Origin of the sequence: Psychromicrobium lacuslunae, assembly GCF_000950575.1 — a bacterium.
In the GTDB taxonomy this organism is placed as follows: domain Bacteria; phylum Actinomycetota; class Actinomycetes; order Actinomycetales; family Micrococcaceae; genus Renibacterium; species Renibacterium lacuslunae.
The window spans coordinates 1,168,636-1,185,499 of record NZ_CP011005.1 but is presented as its reverse complement, the minus strand read 5'-3'; the positions used below and the strand labels follow the sequence as shown (position 1 = coordinate 1,185,499).

The 16,864-nt window shown below is 57.1% G+C and carries 18 protein-coding genes; 14 read left to right on the top strand and 4 right to left on the bottom strand.

Annotated elements, in window-relative coordinates; all coding sequences use genetic code 11:
* The first annotated feature begins 79 nt into the window (after positions 1–79).
* A complete protein-coding gene (locus UM93_RS05485; RefSeq protein WP_045074213.1) occupies positions 80–1,453 on the top strand; it encodes an aldehyde dehydrogenase family protein in 1,374 nt (457 codons plus the stop codon).
* 33 nt (positions 1,454–1,486) lie between these two features.
* On the opposite strand, the gene UM93_RS05480 is transcribed toward UM93_RS05485, so the two are convergent.
* On the bottom strand, positions 1,487–2,449 hold the full coding sequence (locus tag UM93_RS05480; RefSeq protein WP_082057246.1) for a LysR family transcriptional regulator: 963 nt from the start codon (positions 2,447–2,449) through the stop codon (positions 1,487–1,489).
* Between the two features lie 126 nt (positions 2,450–2,575).
* Between UM93_RS05480 and UM93_RS05475 the strand changes: the two genes are divergently transcribed.
* The 12 genes from UM93_RS05475 to UM93_RS05420 all read left to right on the top strand — a co-directional run bounded on the left by UM93_RS05475 (position 2,576) and on the right by UM93_RS05420 (position 14,155).
* Positions 2,576–3,907, top strand: a complete 1,332-nt coding sequence (locus UM93_RS05475; protein ID WP_082057026.1) for an NAD(P)/FAD-dependent oxidoreductase — start codon at positions 2,576–2,578, stop codon at positions 3,905–3,907.
* Entirely contained in the window at positions 3,895–4,680 is a 786-nt protein-coding gene (locus tag UM93_RS05470; protein WP_045074211.1) for a DUF1365 domain-containing protein, read from the top strand. The genes UM93_RS05475 and UM93_RS05470 overlap by 13 nt, the downstream gene beginning before the upstream one ends.
* A complete protein-coding gene (locus UM93_RS05465; protein WP_045074209.1) occupies positions 4,677–5,927 on the top strand; it encodes an SAM-dependent methyltransferase in 1,251 nt (416 codons plus the stop codon). Before UM93_RS05470 ends, UM93_RS05465 begins: the two co-directional genes overlap by 4 nt.
* An 11-nt stretch (positions 5,928–5,938) precedes the next feature.
* Complete coding sequence (locus UM93_RS05460; protein ID WP_045074207.1) at positions 5,939–7,183, top strand: SAM-dependent methyltransferase; 1,245 nt, start codon at positions 5,939–5,941, stop codon at positions 7,181–7,183.
* Positions 7,184–7,537: 354 nt separating this feature from the next.
* Positions 7,538–7,792: a glutaredoxin-like protein NrdH gene (gene nrdH, locus UM93_RS05455; RefSeq protein ID WP_045074206.1), complete on the top strand. Its 255-nt coding sequence runs from the start codon at positions 7,538–7,540 to the stop codon at positions 7,790–7,792.
* A gap of 70 nt (positions 7,793–7,862) precedes the next feature.
* On the top strand, positions 7,863–8,276 hold the full coding sequence (gene nrdI / locus UM93_RS05450; RefSeq protein ID WP_045074204.1) for a class Ib ribonucleoside-diphosphate reductase assembly flavoprotein NrdI: 414 nt from the start codon (positions 7,863–7,865) through the stop codon (positions 8,274–8,276).
* Between the two features lie 92 nt (positions 8,277–8,368).
* Complete coding sequence (gene nrdE / locus UM93_RS05445; RefSeq protein ID WP_045076934.1) at positions 8,369–10,489, top strand: class 1b ribonucleoside-diphosphate reductase subunit alpha; 2,121 nt, start codon at positions 8,369–8,371, stop codon at positions 10,487–10,489.
* 153 nt (positions 10,490–10,642) lie between these two features.
* A complete protein-coding gene (gene nrdF / locus UM93_RS05440) occupies positions 10,643–11,620 on the top strand; it encodes a class 1b ribonucleoside-diphosphate reductase subunit beta (RefSeq protein WP_045074202.1) in 978 nt (325 codons plus the stop codon).
* A 229-nt stretch (positions 11,621–11,849) separates the two neighbouring features.
* Complete coding sequence (locus UM93_RS05435) at positions 11,850–12,323, top strand: DedA family protein (protein ID WP_045074201.1); 474 nt, start codon at positions 11,850–11,852, stop codon at positions 12,321–12,323.
* 24 nt (positions 12,324–12,347) lie between these two features.
* A complete protein-coding gene (locus UM93_RS05430; RefSeq protein WP_234399386.1) occupies positions 12,348–13,145 on the top strand; it encodes a thioesterase family protein in 798 nt (265 codons plus the stop codon).
* 25 nt (positions 13,146–13,170) lie between these two features.
* Positions 13,171–13,455 carry a DUF427 domain-containing protein gene (locus UM93_RS05425; protein WP_045074199.1) on the top strand — a complete coding sequence of 95 codons (285 nt, stop codon included), beginning with the start codon at positions 13,171–13,173 and terminating at the stop codon, positions 13,453–13,455.
* Entirely contained in the window at positions 13,448–14,155 is a 708-nt protein-coding gene (locus UM93_RS05420) for a lipoate--protein ligase family protein (protein WP_045074198.1), read from the top strand. The genes UM93_RS05425 and UM93_RS05420 overlap by 8 nt, the downstream gene beginning before the upstream one ends.
* Positions 14,156–14,180: 25 nt before the next feature.
* Here UM93_RS05420 and UM93_RS05415 read toward each other — a convergent pair whose 3' ends face one another.
* Together UM93_RS05415 and UM93_RS05410 are read right to left on the bottom strand one after the other, a co-directional pair.
* A complete protein-coding gene (locus UM93_RS05415; protein WP_045074197.1) occupies positions 14,181–14,444 on the bottom strand; it encodes a mycoredoxin in 264 nt (87 codons plus the stop codon).
* Positions 14,445–14,514: 70 nt separating this feature from the next.
* Positions 14,515–15,027, bottom strand: coding sequence for a GNAT family N-acetyltransferase (locus tag UM93_RS05410; protein ID WP_045074195.1), 513 nt, complete (start codon positions 15,025–15,027; stop codon positions 14,515–14,517).
* Between the two features lie 235 nt (positions 15,028–15,262).
* Here UM93_RS05410 and UM93_RS05405 point away from each other — a divergent pair, with 235 nt between their 5' ends.
* Positions 15,263–15,571: a hypothetical protein gene (locus UM93_RS05405; RefSeq protein ID WP_045074194.1), complete on the top strand. Its 309-nt coding sequence runs from the start codon at positions 15,263–15,265 to the stop codon at positions 15,569–15,571.
* Here the strand turns inward: UM93_RS05405 and UM93_RS05400 are convergent.
* Complete coding sequence (locus UM93_RS05400) at positions 15,568–16,821, bottom strand: FAD-dependent oxidoreductase (RefSeq protein WP_045076931.1); 1,254 nt, start codon at positions 16,819–16,821, stop codon at positions 15,568–15,570. The genes UM93_RS05405 and UM93_RS05400 overlap by 4 nt on opposite strands.
* Positions 16,822–16,864 lie beyond the last annotated feature (43 nt).

Genomic DNA, 16,864 nt, shown 5'->3' with positions numbered 1-16,864 from the left:
ATGATGCTCGAGAGCCACAGCCTTCCAAAATGATTTGGCAGGCTGTGGCTCTTAGCGTTTTGCGGAGTATCTTGGGGCTATGAGCAATGATGCCGTTGAGTCACTAAGGTCGGTTTTTAACTCCGGAGTCAGTCGCAAGCTGGAGTGGCGGTTGACCAAACTTGAGGCGCTTCGCACCATGCTGACTGAACGCACCGCCGAATTTACCGAGGCGCTACATCAGGATCTGAGGAAACATCCGGATGAAGCCTGGATGACCGAAATTGGCTTCGTCTGCACCGAAATCAGTCATACCGTGAAGAATCTGCGGCGTTGGCTGGAGCCAGAGCGCGCTTCCGTGCCGGTGTCTCTGCTACCGGCCAGCGCCCAGATCGTCAATGATCCGCTTGGCGTAGTGCTGGTGATTGCGCCCTGGAACTACCCGGTGCAACTGGCCTTAGTGCCGGTGCTCGGTGCTCTGGCTGCCGGAAACACGGTGCTGCTTAAACCAAGTGAATTAGCTCCCGCTACCTCAGCCGTATTAGCCGAATGGTTACCGAAATACCTTGGCGATGCTGTTGCCGTGCTGGAAGGTGGCGTGCCCGAGACGACCGAGCTGCTGAAAGAGCGCTTTGACCACATTTTCTATACCGGGAACGGTCAAGTTGCCAGGATAGTGATGACCGCTGCTGCGCAGCATCTGACCCCGGTCACCCTTGAGCTGGGTGGCAAATCGCCTGTCTATCTTGACGAATCGGTTGATCTGCGCGCCGCCGCGCAGCGGATCGCCTGGGGTAAGTACCTCAACGCCGGGCAGACCTGCGTTGCCCCGGACTACGTGTTGGGCACCGAAAAAGTGCTGGATCGCTTGGCGGCGATCCTGCCGAAAGCCATTAATTCGTTGTTCCGGGGCGACCCTCGGAACAGTGATGATTATGGTCGGATCATCAACGAGCGGCATTTCGAGCGTCTTGAGAGACTGCTTGAGGGTGCCGAGCTGGTAACCGGGGGAGAGTGCGATGCCACGGAGAACTACCTGGCGCCCACCGTGCTCAGGGCCGAGGCTGAGTCGCCGGTGATGCAGCAGGAGATTTTCGGGCCGCTGCTGCCATTAGTGACGGTGCGCGATGAGCAGGACGCCATTCGGTTCATTAATGAGCGTGATAAGCCGTTGGCGCTCTATGTCTTCACCGAGCGGAAGCAGAGCAAACAGAACTTTATTGAAAACACCTCCTCGGGCGCGCTTTGCTTTGGCGTTCCGGCCGCGCATTTATTGGTCCCTGGCCTGCCATTTGGAGGCGTGGGTCCCAGCGGCATGGGCGCCTATCATGGTAAACATTCGCTGGAGACCTTTAGCCACCGCAAAGCGGTATTTGATAAGCCGCTCAAACCGGACACCATGAAGTTGATCTATCCGCCTTTCAACGCTTTGAAACACCAAGTGGTGACCAAGGTGATCGCACCGGCAGGATAGCTCGCTCTGCGGGCACACCACCCAGCAGGTGAGTTAGCGGGTGGCTACCGCATCGGCGAAGGCTTGGCTGAGCAGTTCAACGAACAGGCTGAGCGTCGCGGCATTCTTGCGGCTGGTTCTTCCAACTGCTGGGCTCGGCTGCTTAGCGACCGAAGAATCTTGCGGCAGCAGGGCAAAGACCGTTCTAGCTAGGCGGATCTCAGGCACATCAACCACCACGAATTTCTCCTGGCTGTGCCGCAATACCAGTTCTGGGACCAATGAAGCTCCGAGCCCTGCTGCGGTGAGTGCCAGCCCGGCATTGAAGTCATCGCAGTAAGCGGCTACCTGCGGATGAAGATTGCAAGAGGCAAAGAGCCTTTCGATCACGGTGGCATCCGGAGTTCCCGGATGGTGCATTACCCAGGGCATTTCGGTGAGCTGAGAGGTCGACATCTGGGCACCGTCGCGAATACCCCAACCCGGTGGCAGCACCACCTTGAACACATCATCTGCCACCCATTGCCGGTTCAGAGTATGCGGCCAGGCTAGTCCACTTTGGCCAACTTGATAGACCAAGGCGATGTCGAGTTCGCCGCCACTGCGGAGGCCTTGGATGGTCTGCGCCGGCTCGCCAACCCATAACCGTAGTTCTAGACCGATGTCTTTCCAGGCCTGAGTTCGGAGCACGCTGGGTAGTACATAGTTGGCTAGCGAGGGAAAGATGCCGAGTCGAAGCTCCTCGGTGTTGCCACCGGGGGAGCGGGTAGCAGCGGCCAGCAGAGCATCCAGATCGGTCAGTACCTTGGCAGCATGCCGAGCCATCACCTGAGCGGCGTCCGTTGCCTGCACCGCCCGTGCGGAGCGTTCGAAAAGGACCACTCCGGTGTCGCGTTCCAGCGCAGCCATCTGTTGTGACACCGCCGAGGCCGTATAACCCAGTTGAGTAGCCGCAGCGGCAAAGCTCCCACGACGGGTCACTTCAAGCAGCGTCCGGAGGTGCACCGGGTTGACCATCGGTACGCTGCCTTTCTGTCGATTGAGGTGCTGAAGAAATGCTCCCTCGATTCTAGGCGGTCTGAACCCATCCAGCAGCAGCGCGGCGCCGAACGAGTGATGAGAGGCCATCTATTCAGGAGGATCATGCCAGTGATTGATCACACCCAAGGCAAGCCCGAGCAGCTCCACCCCGAGCCAACAATTGAGCAGCGAAAGTCACGTTCGCTTGCCGTGGTGGGTAGCGGAATTTCCGGTTTGTTGGCCGCCTGGGTGCTCAGCGATTCTGATCATGTAACGCTTTTTGAAGCCGATCCGCGGCTTGGCGGCCACGCCCATACCCATGAATTGGCAGACGGCACCGCCGTCGATTCTGGCTTTATCGTCTTTAATGAAAAGACCTATCCAACGCTCATCCGGCTTTTCAAGCAGTTATCGGTGCCAAGCAAACCGACCACAATGTCAATGTCGGTCAGTTGTGCTGGTTGTGGTTTGGAGTACGCCGGAGCGAAGGGTTTCCCCGGGCTCTTTCCAAGTTGGCAGGTTTTGCGGCGACCTCGATACCTCAGAATGCTCCTGGAGGTGCTCAGGTTCCACCGCCAAGCTAGAGCGCTTTTGGCGAGCAACGAGCGGCAGACCTTGGGAGATTTCCTGGCCCTTGAAAACTTCAGTGATTATTTCCGTAGCCATTTCATTACCCCAGTTGTTTCGGCAGTATGGTCTTGTGATGCGGCCACCGCGCAACAGTACCCGGCTCGATACCTCTTCGAGTTCCTTTCTCATCACGGCATGCTGGGGATCAAGGGTTCCCCACAGTGGCGGACGGTCGACGGTGGTTCGCAAGAATATGTGCGCCGAATCGCTAAAGGGATCAGCACTATCAAGCTGTCGGCACCGGTGAGTTCGGTGACTGAGACAGCGCACGGGGTGCGGCTCGCCTGGACTGAGGACGAGAGACAGCATGAGCAGACCTTTGACGCGGTGGTGATCGCAACCCATCCCGATCAGGCTCTTCGCCTTCTCGCCGGGAACGCGTCAACGCAGCAGCGTGAGGTGCTGGCGGCCATGCCGTATTCAACTAATGAGACCTGGCTGCACACGGATGGCTCGGTGTTGCCCAGCTCGGAAAACGCTAGTGCTTCCTGGAATTATCGCCTTCCTGACTGCGCGGCCACACCTGAGAAAGTATTGGTTAGCTACGACCTCAGCAGATTGCAGTCGCTGGATTCCTCGGCGGGGCGTCTTGTCGTGAGCCTGGGTGAAGCTGGCCGGATCTCGGAGGCGAAGGTGATCGAGAAGATGACTTATCACCATCCGCAATATTCTCCCGGGTCATTGAATGCTCAGCGGCAGTTAGCCGATATTTGCACCGACCGAGTGGTTTTTGCCGGGGCCTACCATGGCTGGGGCTTCCACGAAGATGGTGCCCTCTCCGGTTGGCGAGCAGCCCAGAGATTGGGGGGAGAATGGCCACGCTAGGAGTGGGAGCCTTATACGCGATTACGGTCAAGCACGTTCGGCGGGAGCCGCTGCTCAATTCCTTTGCTTACCGTAGCTATCAGTGGTTCATCGATCCGGAAAACCCGCCTAAACTTCCGTGGTGGCTGGCACCTTTCGCTCAGTTTCGCTCCCGAGATCATCTGGGCAGCCCAGAGAAAACCATCGGCGCGAACCTACGCGATTATCTGGCCAAACACGGCGTAACCGCTGAAGGGCCGATCAGCATGTTGAGTAACGCTGCGGTGCTCGGCTATGTTTTCAATCCGCTCTCCTTATTCTGGTGTCACCACCACGATGGATCACTGGCCTGCATCGTCGCAGAAGTTCACAATACTTATGGTCAGCGACATGTCTATTTGCTCGGCCCGGAGGCAAGTACAAAAGCCAGAATCCCCAAAGAGTTCTATGTTTCGCCGTTTTACCCCGTCGATGGTGAGTACCTCATGAGCCTGCCCGAGCCAACGCAGCGGGCTCAGCTATCCATCGTGTTGGAACGAGCGGAGCAGAAACCCTTCGTGGCCACCGTCTTGGGGCACCGAATCCCAGCTACACCTCGTAACATCAGCCGTATGTTGTTAGATATTCCACTAGCACCGCTGCGAGTGAGTGTGCAGATTTTCTACCAAGGCGTGAAGCTTTGGTGGCGGAAACTTCCCGTGCAACCCAGGCCGCGACTTGCGCCCCAACCCGAGTATCAGACGAAACAGTCACCACCCCAGTCGGTTCAGACCATCCAGGAGGCCCTCAAATGACGCACACGATTCCATCCGGAAAAGTGCGTGCCGATCTTTGGCCCGACGTAGCGCAAGCACCGTCGTCGTTGCGAGCCCGAGCGGGCGGCCCGATCGCAAAGTCTCTGTTCCAGGGTGCGATCAAAAGGCTACCTTTGGAGGTTCGTTTCCCTGATGGTTCGGTTCTCGGCCTGGGCGGTCCGAGGATGGTGATTGCTGATCCAAGCAGTTTCTATGCTCGGCTGGCCCACAATGGTTTGATCGGCCTGGGAGAGGCCTATATGGCTCACGAATGGGAAGCTGAGGATCTGGCCGCCGTGATGACTGTTTTCGCGGCCAGGGTATCGAAATTGATTCCGCAGCCCCTGCAAGCACTGCGCGGTGCAATTCTGCCGCACCAGCCGCACCGCGAGCGCAATACGGTGAGCAACTCGCGGAACAATATCTCCCGGCACTACGACCTCTCCAACGAGCTTTTCGCCGAGTTTTTAGATGAAACCATGAGCTACTCCTCCGCCTACTTCGCTGATTTGGATGCTCCCGACTTTCATCTGCTCGCCAGCGCGCAACAGGCAAAGATTGACCGGCTGCTTGACCTGGCCGGCGTCACCGAGGGCAGCCATGTCTTAGAAATCGGTACTGGTTGGGGTGAACTGGCGCTGCGAGCCGCCCAACGTGGTGCTCGGGTCTATTCCGTCACCTTGAGCAGCGAGCAGAAAGAACTGGCGGAGCGGCGTATCGCCAGGGCGGGTTTTTCCGATTCGGTTCAGATTGAGCTGCTGGACTACCGGAAAGTGCAGGGAACGTTTGACGCCATCGTTTCAGTGGAAATGATTGAAGCGGTGGGCTTCGAGTTCATGCCGGATTATTTTCAAACCTTGGCGGCCCGGCTGAGACCTGGTGGGGCGGTCGGATTGCAGGCGATCACTATCGGTCATGAGCGGATGTTGGCCACTCGAAATAGCTATACCTGGGTGCACAAGTATATTTTCCCGGGCGGGATGATTCCCTCGGCAGAGTTGATTGCCGAGCAGAGCGCGCTGAACGGGTTGACGGTAGAGAACCGGATGGCTTTCGGCCAGCACTACGCGCAGACGCTCCGACTGTGGGATGAACAGTTCAGCCGGAATGCCGCGCAAGTGGATGAGCTCGGCTTCGACGAGACGTTCCGCCGGATGTGGCACTTCTACTTGGCCTATTCGCGGGCTGGCTTCGCTTCGGGCTACCTCGACGTACAGCAGTTCCAGCTGCGTAAATCGAAGGGATAAGGGGAACTGCCATGACTGCTTTGATCGCCCAGCAGCTTGCCGATCTTCTTGAACCGTTGATCGGCGGCGAGTTACCAGTACGAATCGTCGCTTGGGATGGCTCCGCAACAGCAGCACATGAGGGAGATGATCGGCCGATTGTGCGGCTTAATTCGCCTGCCGTACTCCGCCGTCAGCTCTGGGGACCGGGGGAGCTGGCGCTCTCGCAGTCATATGTGCTGGGTGAACTGGAAGTCTCGGGAGGACTGTATCCGGCACTGCGGCGGGTCTGGGAGGTAGTTCAGCAACGCCGGCTGAGCGCTTTGAAGGTCACTCCGGCACTGCTGGCTAAGCTAGCCGTAATCGCACGCTCTGCCGGCGCAATCGGTCCACGATTGGCAGCTCCTGATTCGCAAGCGAAACTGGTCGGTCGATTGCATTCGAAGCTGCGTGATAAGCGGGCGATTAGTCATCACTATGACCTCTCTAACGACTTCTACGGGCTGATTCTCGATCAGCGAATGGCCTACTCTTCCGGTTATTGGCAAGATGGCGCAAATAATCTTTTCGATGCGCAGGGTGCAAAGTGCCGATTGGTGGGGGAGAAGCTTGAGCTGAAGCCGGGGATGCGAGTGCTGGACATTGGTTGTGGCTGGGGATCGTTGTCAATCGAGTTAGCTGAGCAGTTCGACGTCGAGATGGTAGGCGTCACAATTTCTGCGGAACAGCGCGCCTTTGCTATCGAACGCTCCAAACGGCGTGGGGTCGCCGAGCAAGTGGAGATCCGATTGCAGGATTACCGTGAGATTACTGGCGGCCCCTTTGACGCCGTGGTTTCGCTGGAAATGGGGGAGCACGTCGGGCAGCGGAACTACCCGAGCTATGTGACGGCGATTCGGGAAAACCTGAAGGCTGGCGGCACAGCGCTAGTGCAACAGATGTCCCGGCGCGGTAAATACCCTGGCGGTGGGCCTTTTATTGAAGCCTTCATCGCCCCGGATATGCACATGCGTCCCTTAGGGGAGACGATCGGTTTCTTTGAAGCGGGTGGGCTGGAAGTACTGGGCGTGCAGTCGCTGCGGAAAGACTATGTGCAAACCATTGCAGCGTGGCGAGCAAGCTTCGATAAGAATATCGATGCCGCTGTGGAGATGATGGGTTCGGAGGTCGCCAGGGTGTGGGAACTTTATCTCGCGGGCGGAGAGCTCACCTTTGCTCAGGGCCGGATGGGCGTTGATCAAATCCTAATGCGCAAACCAGAGGGTTCGCGGCTCTAGTGGCCGGGGAGAAACGCTCTAGCTGCGACACGCCGACTCGCAGGTGACACGCCCGGAAATTTAAGTGATTAAGTACTCCACACCCTGTGGAAAGAGCTCCTTAAAACCACGGATTTACGCGGATTTTTTTGACGCCGCCTGTGGACTATTGGTGCATAAAATGACATACTTGTAATACATCATCTTGGGGTCCAAGCAAACGGCCTCCACTATATGTAGTATCGACTTACGGATCTGGAACAGCAGCCAAAGCTCATTCACTTGGTGGAAGAACGAGGCTGAGGAACCAGCAAAGTGATACCTAAAGGAAGTCAAGGCGGTCAGTTAGCTGATCGCGCGAAGGGGACGAAGACCATGACCGTTACGGTTTATACCAAGCCAGCTTGCGTGCAGTGCAACGCAACTTACCGGGCTCTGGATAAAAAGGGTATTACCTACCAGAGCGTCGACCTCTCCCAGGACCCCGAAGCCCTCGAGCGTGTTCGTGCGCTCGGTTACCTGCAGGCTCCGGTCGTAGTGACCGAGCAGGACCACTGGTCAGGTTTCCGCCCGGACAAAATCGAAGAACTCGCCCAGGCCGGCGACGTCAGCACCAGCTCCGTCGCTTAGCTCGCTTCGGCGTCGTCCGGCTAGCTAGCTCGGCGACGCCGTCCCTTGAAGCGGGGGTGAAGCAAAGGCAATGAATCCAACCAGCAGCAACGTGATCTATTTCTCTTCGGTATCAGGCAATACTCACCGCTTCGTTGACAAGCTCAGGGTCAAAGCGGCCAGATTGCCGGTGATGACCAAAGATGAAACCACTCTGGCACTTGAACCTTATGTTCTAGTTCTCCCCACCTACGGTGGAGAGACCGGGCACGGGGCAGTGCCCAAGCAAGTGATCAAATTCCTCAACGTCGAGCAAAACCGATCACTGATCCGCGGCGTGATAGCCGCCGGAAATACGAATTTCGGGGAGACCTACTGTCTAGCCGGCGACATTGTGGCCAGCAAGTGTCAGGTACCCCTTCTTTATCGATTTGAGCTTATGGGCACAGCGGAAGATGTGGACCGAGTTCACCAGGGATTGGAACAGTTTTGGGCACAACCATGACAAACACGGCAGAAAAAGTGACTTCGATCAGCGAAGAAGACGCGGTGGATAGCGCGCCGGGCCAGCACGCAACTAAGGACGGCAAGCAGGAACTGCCCAAGGCCTATCAGGGTCTCGGCTACCACGAGCTCAACGCGATGCTCAACCTTTACGACGCCGAGGGCAAGATCCAGTTCGACGCCGACCGCGAAGCCGCGCACCAGTACTTCCTGCAGCATGTGAACAACAACACGGTGTTCTTCCACGATCTGGAAGAGAAACTCGACTACCTGGTGAAGAACCAGTACTACGAGCGGGAAACTCTCGACCAGTACACGATGAACTTCATCCGTGAGCTCTACAACCGTGCCTATAAGAAGAAGTTCCGCTTCGAGACCTTCCTGGGCGCCTTCAAGTTCTACACCTCCTACACGCTGAAAACCTTCGACGGCAAGCGCTTCCTGGAGCGTTATGAAGACCGTGTCTGCATGGTCGCTCTACACCTGGCCCGTGGCAACGAAGACCTCGCCACCAAGTTGGTTGATGAAATCATCGACGGTCGTTTCCAACCAGCCACGCCAACCTTCCTGAACGCCGGTAAGGCTCAGCGTGGCGAATTGGTCTCCTGCTTCTTGCTTCGTATCGAAGACAATATGGAGTCGATCGGCCGTTCCATCAACTCGGCACTGCAGCTTTCCAAGCGTGGCGGCGGTGTGGCTTTCGCCCTGACAAACATCCGCGAGGTTGGCGCGCCGATCAAGCAGATCGAGAACCAGTCCTCGGGCGTCATTCCGGTAATGAAGCTTCTCGAAGACAGCTTCTCCTACGCTAACCAGCTCGGTGCCCGTCAAGGTGCCGGTGCTGTTTACCTGCACGCCCACCACCCAGACATCAACCGTTTCCTCGATACCAAGCGCGAGAATGCGGACGAGAAGATTCGCATCAAGACCCTTTCGCTCGGCGTTGTGGTGCCGGACATCACCTTCGAGCTCGCCAAGCGGGACGAGGACATGTACTTGTTCTCCCCGTACGACGTCGAAAAGGTCTACGGCATGCCGTTCTCCGATATCTCGGTGACCGAGAAGTACTACGAAATGGTCGATGATTCGCGGATCAAGAAGACCAAGATCAAGGCCCGCGAGTTCTTCCAGACCCTTGCCGAGATCCAGTTCGAATCCGGCTACCCGTACATCATGTTCGAGGACACCGTGAACCGGGCGAACCCGATCGAGGGCAAGATCATTATGAGCAACCTCTGCTCTGAGATCCTGCAGGTTTCCAAGCCCACCGTGTACAACGATGACCTCTCTTACGCCGAGACCGGCAAGGACATCTCCTGCAACCTGGGCTCGCTGAACATCGCCAAGACGATGGATTCACCCGACTTCGGTACCACGATTGAGACCTCGATCCGTGCGCTCTCAGCGGTATCTGATATGTCAGACATTAAGTCAGTACCCTCCATCGCCCTGGGCAACTCCGCTTCGCACGCCATTGGCCTCGGCCAGATGAACCTACACGGCTACCTGGCTCGCGAGCGAGTGCATTACGGCTCGGAAGAGGGCTTAGACTTCACCAATATCTACTTCTACACGGTGGTCTACCACGCACTGCGGGCCTCTAACCTGCTCGCCATTGAAACCGGTCAGAAGTTCGGTGGTTTCGAGAACTCAAAGTACGCCTCGGGTGAGTTCTTCGATAAGTACACCGATCAGGAATGGGTCCCGCAGACCGAGCGGGTTCGTGAGCTCTTCGCTAAGGTGCACATCCCGACTCAGGATGACTGGCGTGAATTGAAGGCTTCCATTATGGAGCACGGTATTTACAACCAGAACCTGCAAGCGGTGCCGCCGACCGGCTCGATCAGCTACATCAATAACTCGACCTCCTCGATCCACCCGGTGGCTTCGAAGATCGAGATCCGCAAAGAAGGCAAGATCGGTCGCGTTTACTACCCGGCGCCGTACCTGACCAATGACAACCTGGAGTACTACCAGGATGCCTACGAGATCGGTTACGAGAAGATCATCGACACCTACGCGGCGGCTACCCAGCACGTCGACCAAGGCTTGTCGCTGACCCTGTTCTTCAAGGACACCGCCACCACGCGCGATATTAACAAGGCTCAGATCTACGCCTGGCGCAAGGGTATCAAGACGGTCTACTACATCCGGCTCCGCCAGCTCGCGCTGGAAGGAACCGAAGTTGAGGGCTGCGTTAGCTGCATGCTCTAAACAGCGAATACGACTTTTGAGCCGCCGGGCGGGTAGGGCAGCCAGGGTAGGCTCGGGCGCTTGCAGCGACGCTCCGACGAAGTCGTGTGCGGCGCGAAACGGGCGAGGCTGCCTTGCCCGCCCGGCTATAGGAAATCTTGAAAGAGGAAGTTCATGACACCCGATAAGCTCAAACTGGTCGATCACGTCCAGGCGATCAACTGGAACCGGATTCCGGACGAGAAAGACGTCGAGGTCTGGAACCGGCTGGTCAATAACTTCTGGCTGCCGGAGAAGGTGCCGCTTTCCAACGACGTCCAGTCGTGGGCGACGCTGACCCCGGATGAGCAACAGCTCACCATGCGGGTGTTCACTGGGTTGACTCTGCTGGACACCATTCAGGGCACCGTGGGCGCGGTCAGCTTGATCCCTGACGCGATCACCCCGCACGAAGAGGCGGTGTACACCAACATCGCTTTTATGGAGTCGGTGCACGCCAAGAGCTATTCGTCGATCTTCTCCACGCTGTGTTCCACCAAGGAAATTGATGAAGCCTTCCGCTGGTCGGTGGAGAACGAGAACCTGCAGAAAAAAGCACAGATCGTGATGGACTACTACCAGGGTGATGATCCGCTGAAGCGTAAGGTCGCCTCCACTCTGCTGGAGTCCTTCCTGTTCTACTCGGGCTTTTACCTGCCGATGTATTGGTCCTCCCGGGCCAAGCTCACCAACACCGCCGATCTGATCCGTTTGATCATCCGTGATGAAGCGGTGCACGGTTATTACATTGGCTATAAGTTCCAGAAGGGTCTGGAGAAAGTCTCAGAGGAGAAGCGCGAGGAGATCAAGGCTTACACCTTCGATCTGCTCTACGAACTCTACGAGAACGAAATCCAGTACACCCACGACCTCTACGATTCCGTGGGCTTGGCCGAGGACGTCAAGAAGTTCCTGCACTACAACGCCAATAAAGCGCTGATGAACCTGGGCTACGAGGCGATGTTCCCGGCTACCGTGACCGACGTGAACCCGGCGATCCTCTCGGCACTCTCCCCGAACGCCGACGAGAACCACGACTTCTTCTCCGGTTCGGGTTCTTCCTACGTGATCGGTAAAGCCGTGAACACCGAAGACGAGGACTGGGACTTCTAAGGTTCTGTTGACTTCCTAGCATGCGCTGCCCGGTTGGCCCCGTCCACCGGGCAGTCTTGTTTAATGGGGCAAACTGGCGGAGCCCATTGAAACGGGGGATTAAGTGGCTTGGGTAAGCGGCAAGGAAATTTTCGACGCCTACGATGTTGGCAGCCTGACTTAGCAGAACCTAAGTCGAGTGTGAAAAGATGGAACCTCAAGCGCGGCTAGGGAAGAATGGGGCATCGGGATGGAGTTCTTTACCTCCTTGCCCTTCGGTTTAGCCTTCCTTTCGCTCTTCTGCATTGTGATGGCGCGCGCCAATGCCACCTATTGGCTCGGCCGTGGAGCCGCTGCCGGTGGTCGCAAGACTAAACTCAAGAAGTACTTGGATTCTGCGCCAATGGCCCGGGCGGAGGCCATTGTGGCGCGCTGGGGTGCCCCCGCTGTCGCGCTCTGCTTCCTCACCATTGGCTTACAAACAGCAATTAACCTTGCGGCTGGCGTCGGCCGGATGCCCTACCCGAGCAGGTATTTGCCCGCCGTGGTGACCGGATCGGTGATTTGGGCCTTGCTCTATGCGACAGTTGGCCTCGCAGTAGTTGACGCGGCGATTGCTGCTTTTGGCGGCGAACCAGCTGCGCTGCTCCTGCTGCTCGGTGTAGCGGCGGTCATTATTGTGGTGGTCTTGCTGCGGCGCCGGGCGGCAGCAGCAAAGCGCTAAGAGCTAGACGGTAAGATCAGTCAAGTGCAGACTGAGGAAAACGCCTATTACATCCGGCTCGGCGAGGGCCACTACCGATCGACCATTCACGCCCAAGGGGCCTGGAACCCGCACGAGCAACACATGGCACCGGCTTCCGGAATTATGGTTCGCGAGCTGGAGGCGTTTCAACCTCGTCCCGATCTTCGGATGGCCAGGATCAGCTTCGATATTCTCGGTTTGATTCCGGCCGGTGAGTTCAGCATCGAATGCAAAGTGCTGCGGCCGGGAAAAACCATTGAATTAGTGCAGGCGGAGATGGTGGCGAACGGTAGGGCGGCGATTAGGGCCACCGCTTGGCGGTTGCAAAAATCCGATACAAGCGCCGTTGCAGGGCTCGGTGATGAGCCGATGCCGCCCCTGGCCGAAGCGACCGTGCCTGCCGGCCTCACCGAATGGCCCGGCGGCTACATCCGATCCATTGAAATGCAGTCCATCCCGGGCTCGGTCCCTGGGCGCGGCCGCTCCTGGCTGCGCAGCAAGTATCCAATGGTCGACGGCGAGACAACCGCAGACTTGGTCAAACTGATTGGTGTCGCGGACACCGCGAACGGCATTGCTCCGAGAATTGCACCGGGTGATGGTACTTACGTTTACCCGAACACAGATTTATCACTGCACCTTTATCGACAGCCGCAAGGTCAATGGCTCGGCCTGGATACCTCGGTGACCTTCGGCGATGACGGAATAGGGTTGACCTCCTCGGTGCTTAATGATGAGCAGGGTCCATTCGGACGTGCCGAGCAGATCTTGACTGTCCGGGCCCTCAAGCCAAGCGAATAACTGAGCTAGCGAGAGGAAGAACGAGATGGCTAAGGCAATCTGGAATGGCGAGATTATCGCCGAGTCGGACGATATTGAACTTGTCGAAGGGAACCATTATTTTCCGCTAGCAGCGGTGCGCTCAGAGCTGCTCGAACCGAGTGAAACCCACAGCAGTTGTCATTGGAAGGGCGAAGCAAGTTACTTCACCCTCAACGTCAACGGGGAACGCAATACAGACGCGGCCTGGTATTACCCGGAACCACTAAAAGGTGCCGAAGCGGTCACCGATCGGGTGGCCTTCTGGAAGGGCGTGACGATCACTGACTGAGCACTCCGGGTCGATTGAACTGATCGACCAGATTGATTCTCTTGATGCGGAGGCGGATCTGCAGCGCGGCCTGGATTTACTCGCTGAAGTTAAGGCCGGCCGACGCGGCAGCACGCTACGGTTTTACCGGCCTAGGCCGACGATGGCTTTCGGCCAGCGCGACGCGAACCTGCCCGGTTTTGCCGCTGCGGCCGAGGCCTCGCGTAGTCACGGCTTTGAGCCGTTGGTGCGACGCGCTGGCGGCCGCGCGATGGCGTATCACCAAGGCTGCCTGGTGATTGACCACCTCGAAGTCGATGCAGAAGCAGTGCTCGGTTCGCGCCGTCGGTTTAGCGAGTTCGGCGAGCTATTCGCTGCTGCATTGCGTTCTCTCGACGTCGACGCCGCAGTTGGCGAGATTCCGGGGGAGTACTGTCCCGGTGAATTCAGCGTGCATGGCAGCTATCCAGCACGAGCCGGAGCTGAACTGGAGCAAATCAAGTTGGTCGGCACCGCGCAACGGGTAGTCTCTGGGGCCTGGCTATTTAGCTCAGCAATCGTGGTGCAGGACGCCTCACCGCTGCGTGCTGCCCTGGTAGATGTCTACCGGGAGCTGGGTCTGGATTGGTCTCCAAAAACGGCCGGGGCAGCAGAAGACCTCCAACCCGGCCTGACCGTTGAAGCGGTCAAAATGGCCGTGTTGGAGGCCTACGGTCTGTAAAAACTAGACTGCTACTAGATGCTTACTAGACGGCGATCCGTTGCTGCACTTCGGCCAGCGACGGGTTAGTCGCCGAAGAACCGTCGGGGAAGATCACGGTTGGCACTGTCTGGTTGCCGTCGTTGAGTTTCTCGACCAGTTCAGCGGTACCAGGAACTTCTTCAATGTTGATCTCTTGATAACCGATGCCTTGGGCGTCCAACTGTGTTTTCAAACGTCGGCAGTAGCCACACCATGAGGTGGAGAACATTGTGATCGTGCCGTTCTCCGGGGTGTAATCCTCAGCCATCTCGCTCCTCTTCTCGATTCATCCGAACCCTTTAGTTGAACAACCAGAAGGTCCAGCCGGATATTCCGGATCAGTCCTCTTGCTCGGCCTGTTCGGCATCCCAGCGCCGGAAGTCGAGAGAAAGATAGAGTGCCAAGGCGGCGGAGTTACTTTCCTTAACTCGGACCGCAACTTCCTGATAGCCAGCGTTGAACAGCTTTTCACCCGAGAGCAACACTAGACGTTCCGCGAGCCCCTGACGTCGGTGATCGCGATCTGTGACAAGTTCGATCAGAAACGGTGCCTCGGGAGTGCCTTCATGGTTTGAGCGCTCTACCACCAGAATTCCGGCAATGATGTTGCCATCTTCATCCAGGGCAACTTGTGAGGCGTCGGTGAGTAAGGTGCCGAACTTGCCGTCAAAGCTGGCTGCAATACTTTCAGTCGCCGCTTCTAGGGACTTTTCGGCCTGGCCCTTATCGTAGGCGCTGAAGTACAACTGGCCCAGCGCAGCAATATCCTCCGTGCTGAGGGAGCGCGTGGTGATGTTCAGGTCTAGTTGCAACGGAGAGGTCCGCGCAATCAGAATGACTTTGCCGCTCATGGTTCGCTCCTTCTTTTGGGATGTTGCTGTCTCAACAGTTGCCCACGGCGGACTGTCTAGAGCAGCCCCATCGAACTCTAATGCCATGCTAGACGGGTTTGTCCATTCGATGCTACGTGATGACTTGGAAAGTAGCTGGGAAAATGCTGGGTAAAAAATCCTGGACATTTTCCTGATTCGAATATATATTCCAATCAGGAAAATTGTTGTTCTCTTCGGGGCAGGGGTGTTGAAAATGGGCACTTTTAGTGAGTCAATCAGCGTGCAGAATGGACCCGGCTGTCGTCCCGTCAAACTCTCTTGGCGTGGCGAGAATTACCAAGTGGTAGCTGGTAGACGTAGGCCTTTTGTGCTGTCGGGTTATCTCAAAGCGGCCGGGGGAGTGGGCTCTGCTGAGTACGAGTTGTGGGAGCTTGAAGTGACTCATCCTGAACGCTCGCGTCGAACCATGAGTGTTACGCACCGTGTGGGCGGCGAGAATTGGCGACTCATTCGGTTAACTGAGCAGTCTCGTCGATCCTTTGGCTCGCTGGCTGCCCTCTAGCTGCGAGCGCCCTCGGCAACTTCCCTACGCCGAGCAAAGCTGGGCGCATGTTCTGGTCTCGGGCCAAAACCTATCAGTCGTGGTGGTATCTTTCGCGCCAAAGGGAAGTGTTTTACTGCAAAAAGTATGGAACGCGGGAAGCCTGCTGAGTTGCCGCTGACTGCTGGGCCAAAAACCGCTGCGTGCAACATTCTTTGCAACCCTTGGATCACGGCCATTGGTAGCCAGCGGCGTCGCTGAATGGCGGCTAAGGTGTTGAGTGGAACCTGGCCTCGCAATAATGGTTTGGCTAGCATTCGGCCAGCGGCCACGGCGTCTTGGATGGCCAAATTTATGCCAACGCCACCGGCTGGAGACATGGCATGCGCTGCATCGCCGATAGCAAGGAATCCTGGTTTGTACCAATGTGGCAAGCGGTTCAGTTTCACGTCGAGGAAATGTAGCTCATCAATGCTCTCGATTTCCTCAACGCGATCGGAGAAATTGGGCATTGCCTTGGCCAGCCGTCGCCTAAATGATTCGATGCCAGCTGCTCGCAACTCTGGCCCGCTACCCTTTGCGCCGAAATAGGCGACTTGAAAATAGTCTGGTCGGGTCAGCGAAAGCCAAAGCCCGTCCTCACCAATGCGGGGAATAAGCGTGCTGATGGCGCTTTGTTCGTCGGTGTTGCGAGAGATCCTGAACCACCAAGTATCAAAGGGTGTTGGGTACTCGATGGGAACTAGTCCGGCAAAGCTACGCAAAGTCGAGTGTCGTCCGTCACAGGCTACCGTGAGCGTTGCGCGAATTTCGCCGGTCTCACCATTCTTCTTCTGGTAGCGCACGCCGTCAGCGCTCCCGCCGTGTAGCACCACTTCGGTTGCCGTGGTATTCATCATGAGTTGAAAGTTTGGTTCCTGCTGAGCGGCCTCAACCAGTAAATTCAGCAAGTCCCACTGTGGCACCATCGCTACGTAGTTGTAGGGAGCTCGGAGTGAATCGAAATCCCCAAAGGTGATGGTCTGGCCTTTACCGTCGGGGATCTGCACATTGCCTAGTCTGCTTTGCGGGAGTTTGCGAAAGCGTTCGCCTAGGCCGAGTTCGTCGAGGACGCGCAAAGTTGCCGGATGGACGGTATCGCCGCGGAAGTCGCGAAAGAAGTCGCAGTGTTTTTCGAGCACCGTCACTTTAAGGCCGGCGCGGGCCAGAATGAGGCCCAGCATCACTCCCGCCGGCCCGCCGCCAGCAATGACACAATCTCGACGCTCCATCGCAATCACCTCTAATTCATCACTTGATGAATTAAGTAAACTC

Excerpts from the sequence above, each read along its gene's own strand:
- UM93_RS05470 (WP_045074211.1), top strand. The coding sequence starts at position 3,895 with ATGGCCACGCTAGGAGTGGGAGCCTTATACGCGATTACGGTCAAGCAC.
- UM93_RS05460 (WP_045074207.1), top strand. The coding sequence starts at position 5,939 with ATGACTGCTTTGATCGCCCAGCAGCTTGCCGATCTTCTTGAACCGTTG.
- UM93_RS05475 (WP_082057026.1), top strand. The coding sequence starts at position 2,576 with ATGCCAGTGATTGATCACACCCAAGGCAAGCCCGAGCAGCTCCACCCC.
- UM93_RS05400 (WP_045076931.1), bottom strand. The coding sequence starts at position 16,821 with ATGGAGCGTCGAGATTGTGTCATTGCTGGCGGCGGGCCGGCGGGAGTG.
- UM93_RS05485 (WP_045074213.1), top strand. The coding sequence starts at position 80 with ATGAGCAATGATGCCGTTGAGTCACTAAGGTCGGTTTTTAACTCCGGA.
- UM93_RS05410 (WP_045074195.1), bottom strand. The coding sequence starts at position 15,027 with ATGAGCGGCAAAGTCATTCTGATTGCGCGGACCTCTCCGTTGCAACTA.
- UM93_RS05405 (WP_045074194.1), top strand. The coding sequence starts at position 15,263 with ATGGGCACTTTTAGTGAGTCAATCAGCGTGCAGAATGGACCCGGCTGT.
- nrdH (WP_045074206.1), top strand. The coding sequence starts at position 7,538 with ATGACCGTTACGGTTTATACCAAGCCAGCTTGCGTGCAGTGCAACGCA.
- UM93_RS05415 (WP_045074197.1), bottom strand. The coding sequence starts at position 14,444 with ATGGCTGAGGATTACACCCCGGAGAACGGCACGATCACAATGTTCTCC.
- UM93_RS05425 (WP_045074199.1), top strand. The coding sequence starts at position 13,171 with ATGGCTAAGGCAATCTGGAATGGCGAGATTATCGCCGAGTCGGACGAT.
- UM93_RS05435 (WP_045074201.1), top strand. The coding sequence starts at position 11,850 with ATGGAGTTCTTTACCTCCTTGCCCTTCGGTTTAGCCTTCCTTTCGCTC.
- nrdI (WP_045074204.1), top strand. The coding sequence starts at position 7,863 with ATGAATCCAACCAGCAGCAACGTGATCTATTTCTCTTCGGTATCAGGC.
- nrdF (WP_045074202.1), top strand. The coding sequence starts at position 10,643 with ATGACACCCGATAAGCTCAAACTGGTCGATCACGTCCAGGCGATCAAC.
- UM93_RS05465 (WP_045074209.1), top strand. The coding sequence starts at position 4,677 with ATGACGCACACGATTCCATCCGGAAAAGTGCGTGCCGATCTTTGGCCC.
- UM93_RS05480 (WP_082057246.1), bottom strand. The coding sequence starts at position 2,449 with ATGGTCAACCCGGTGCACCTCCGGACGCTGCTTGAAGTGACCCGTCGT.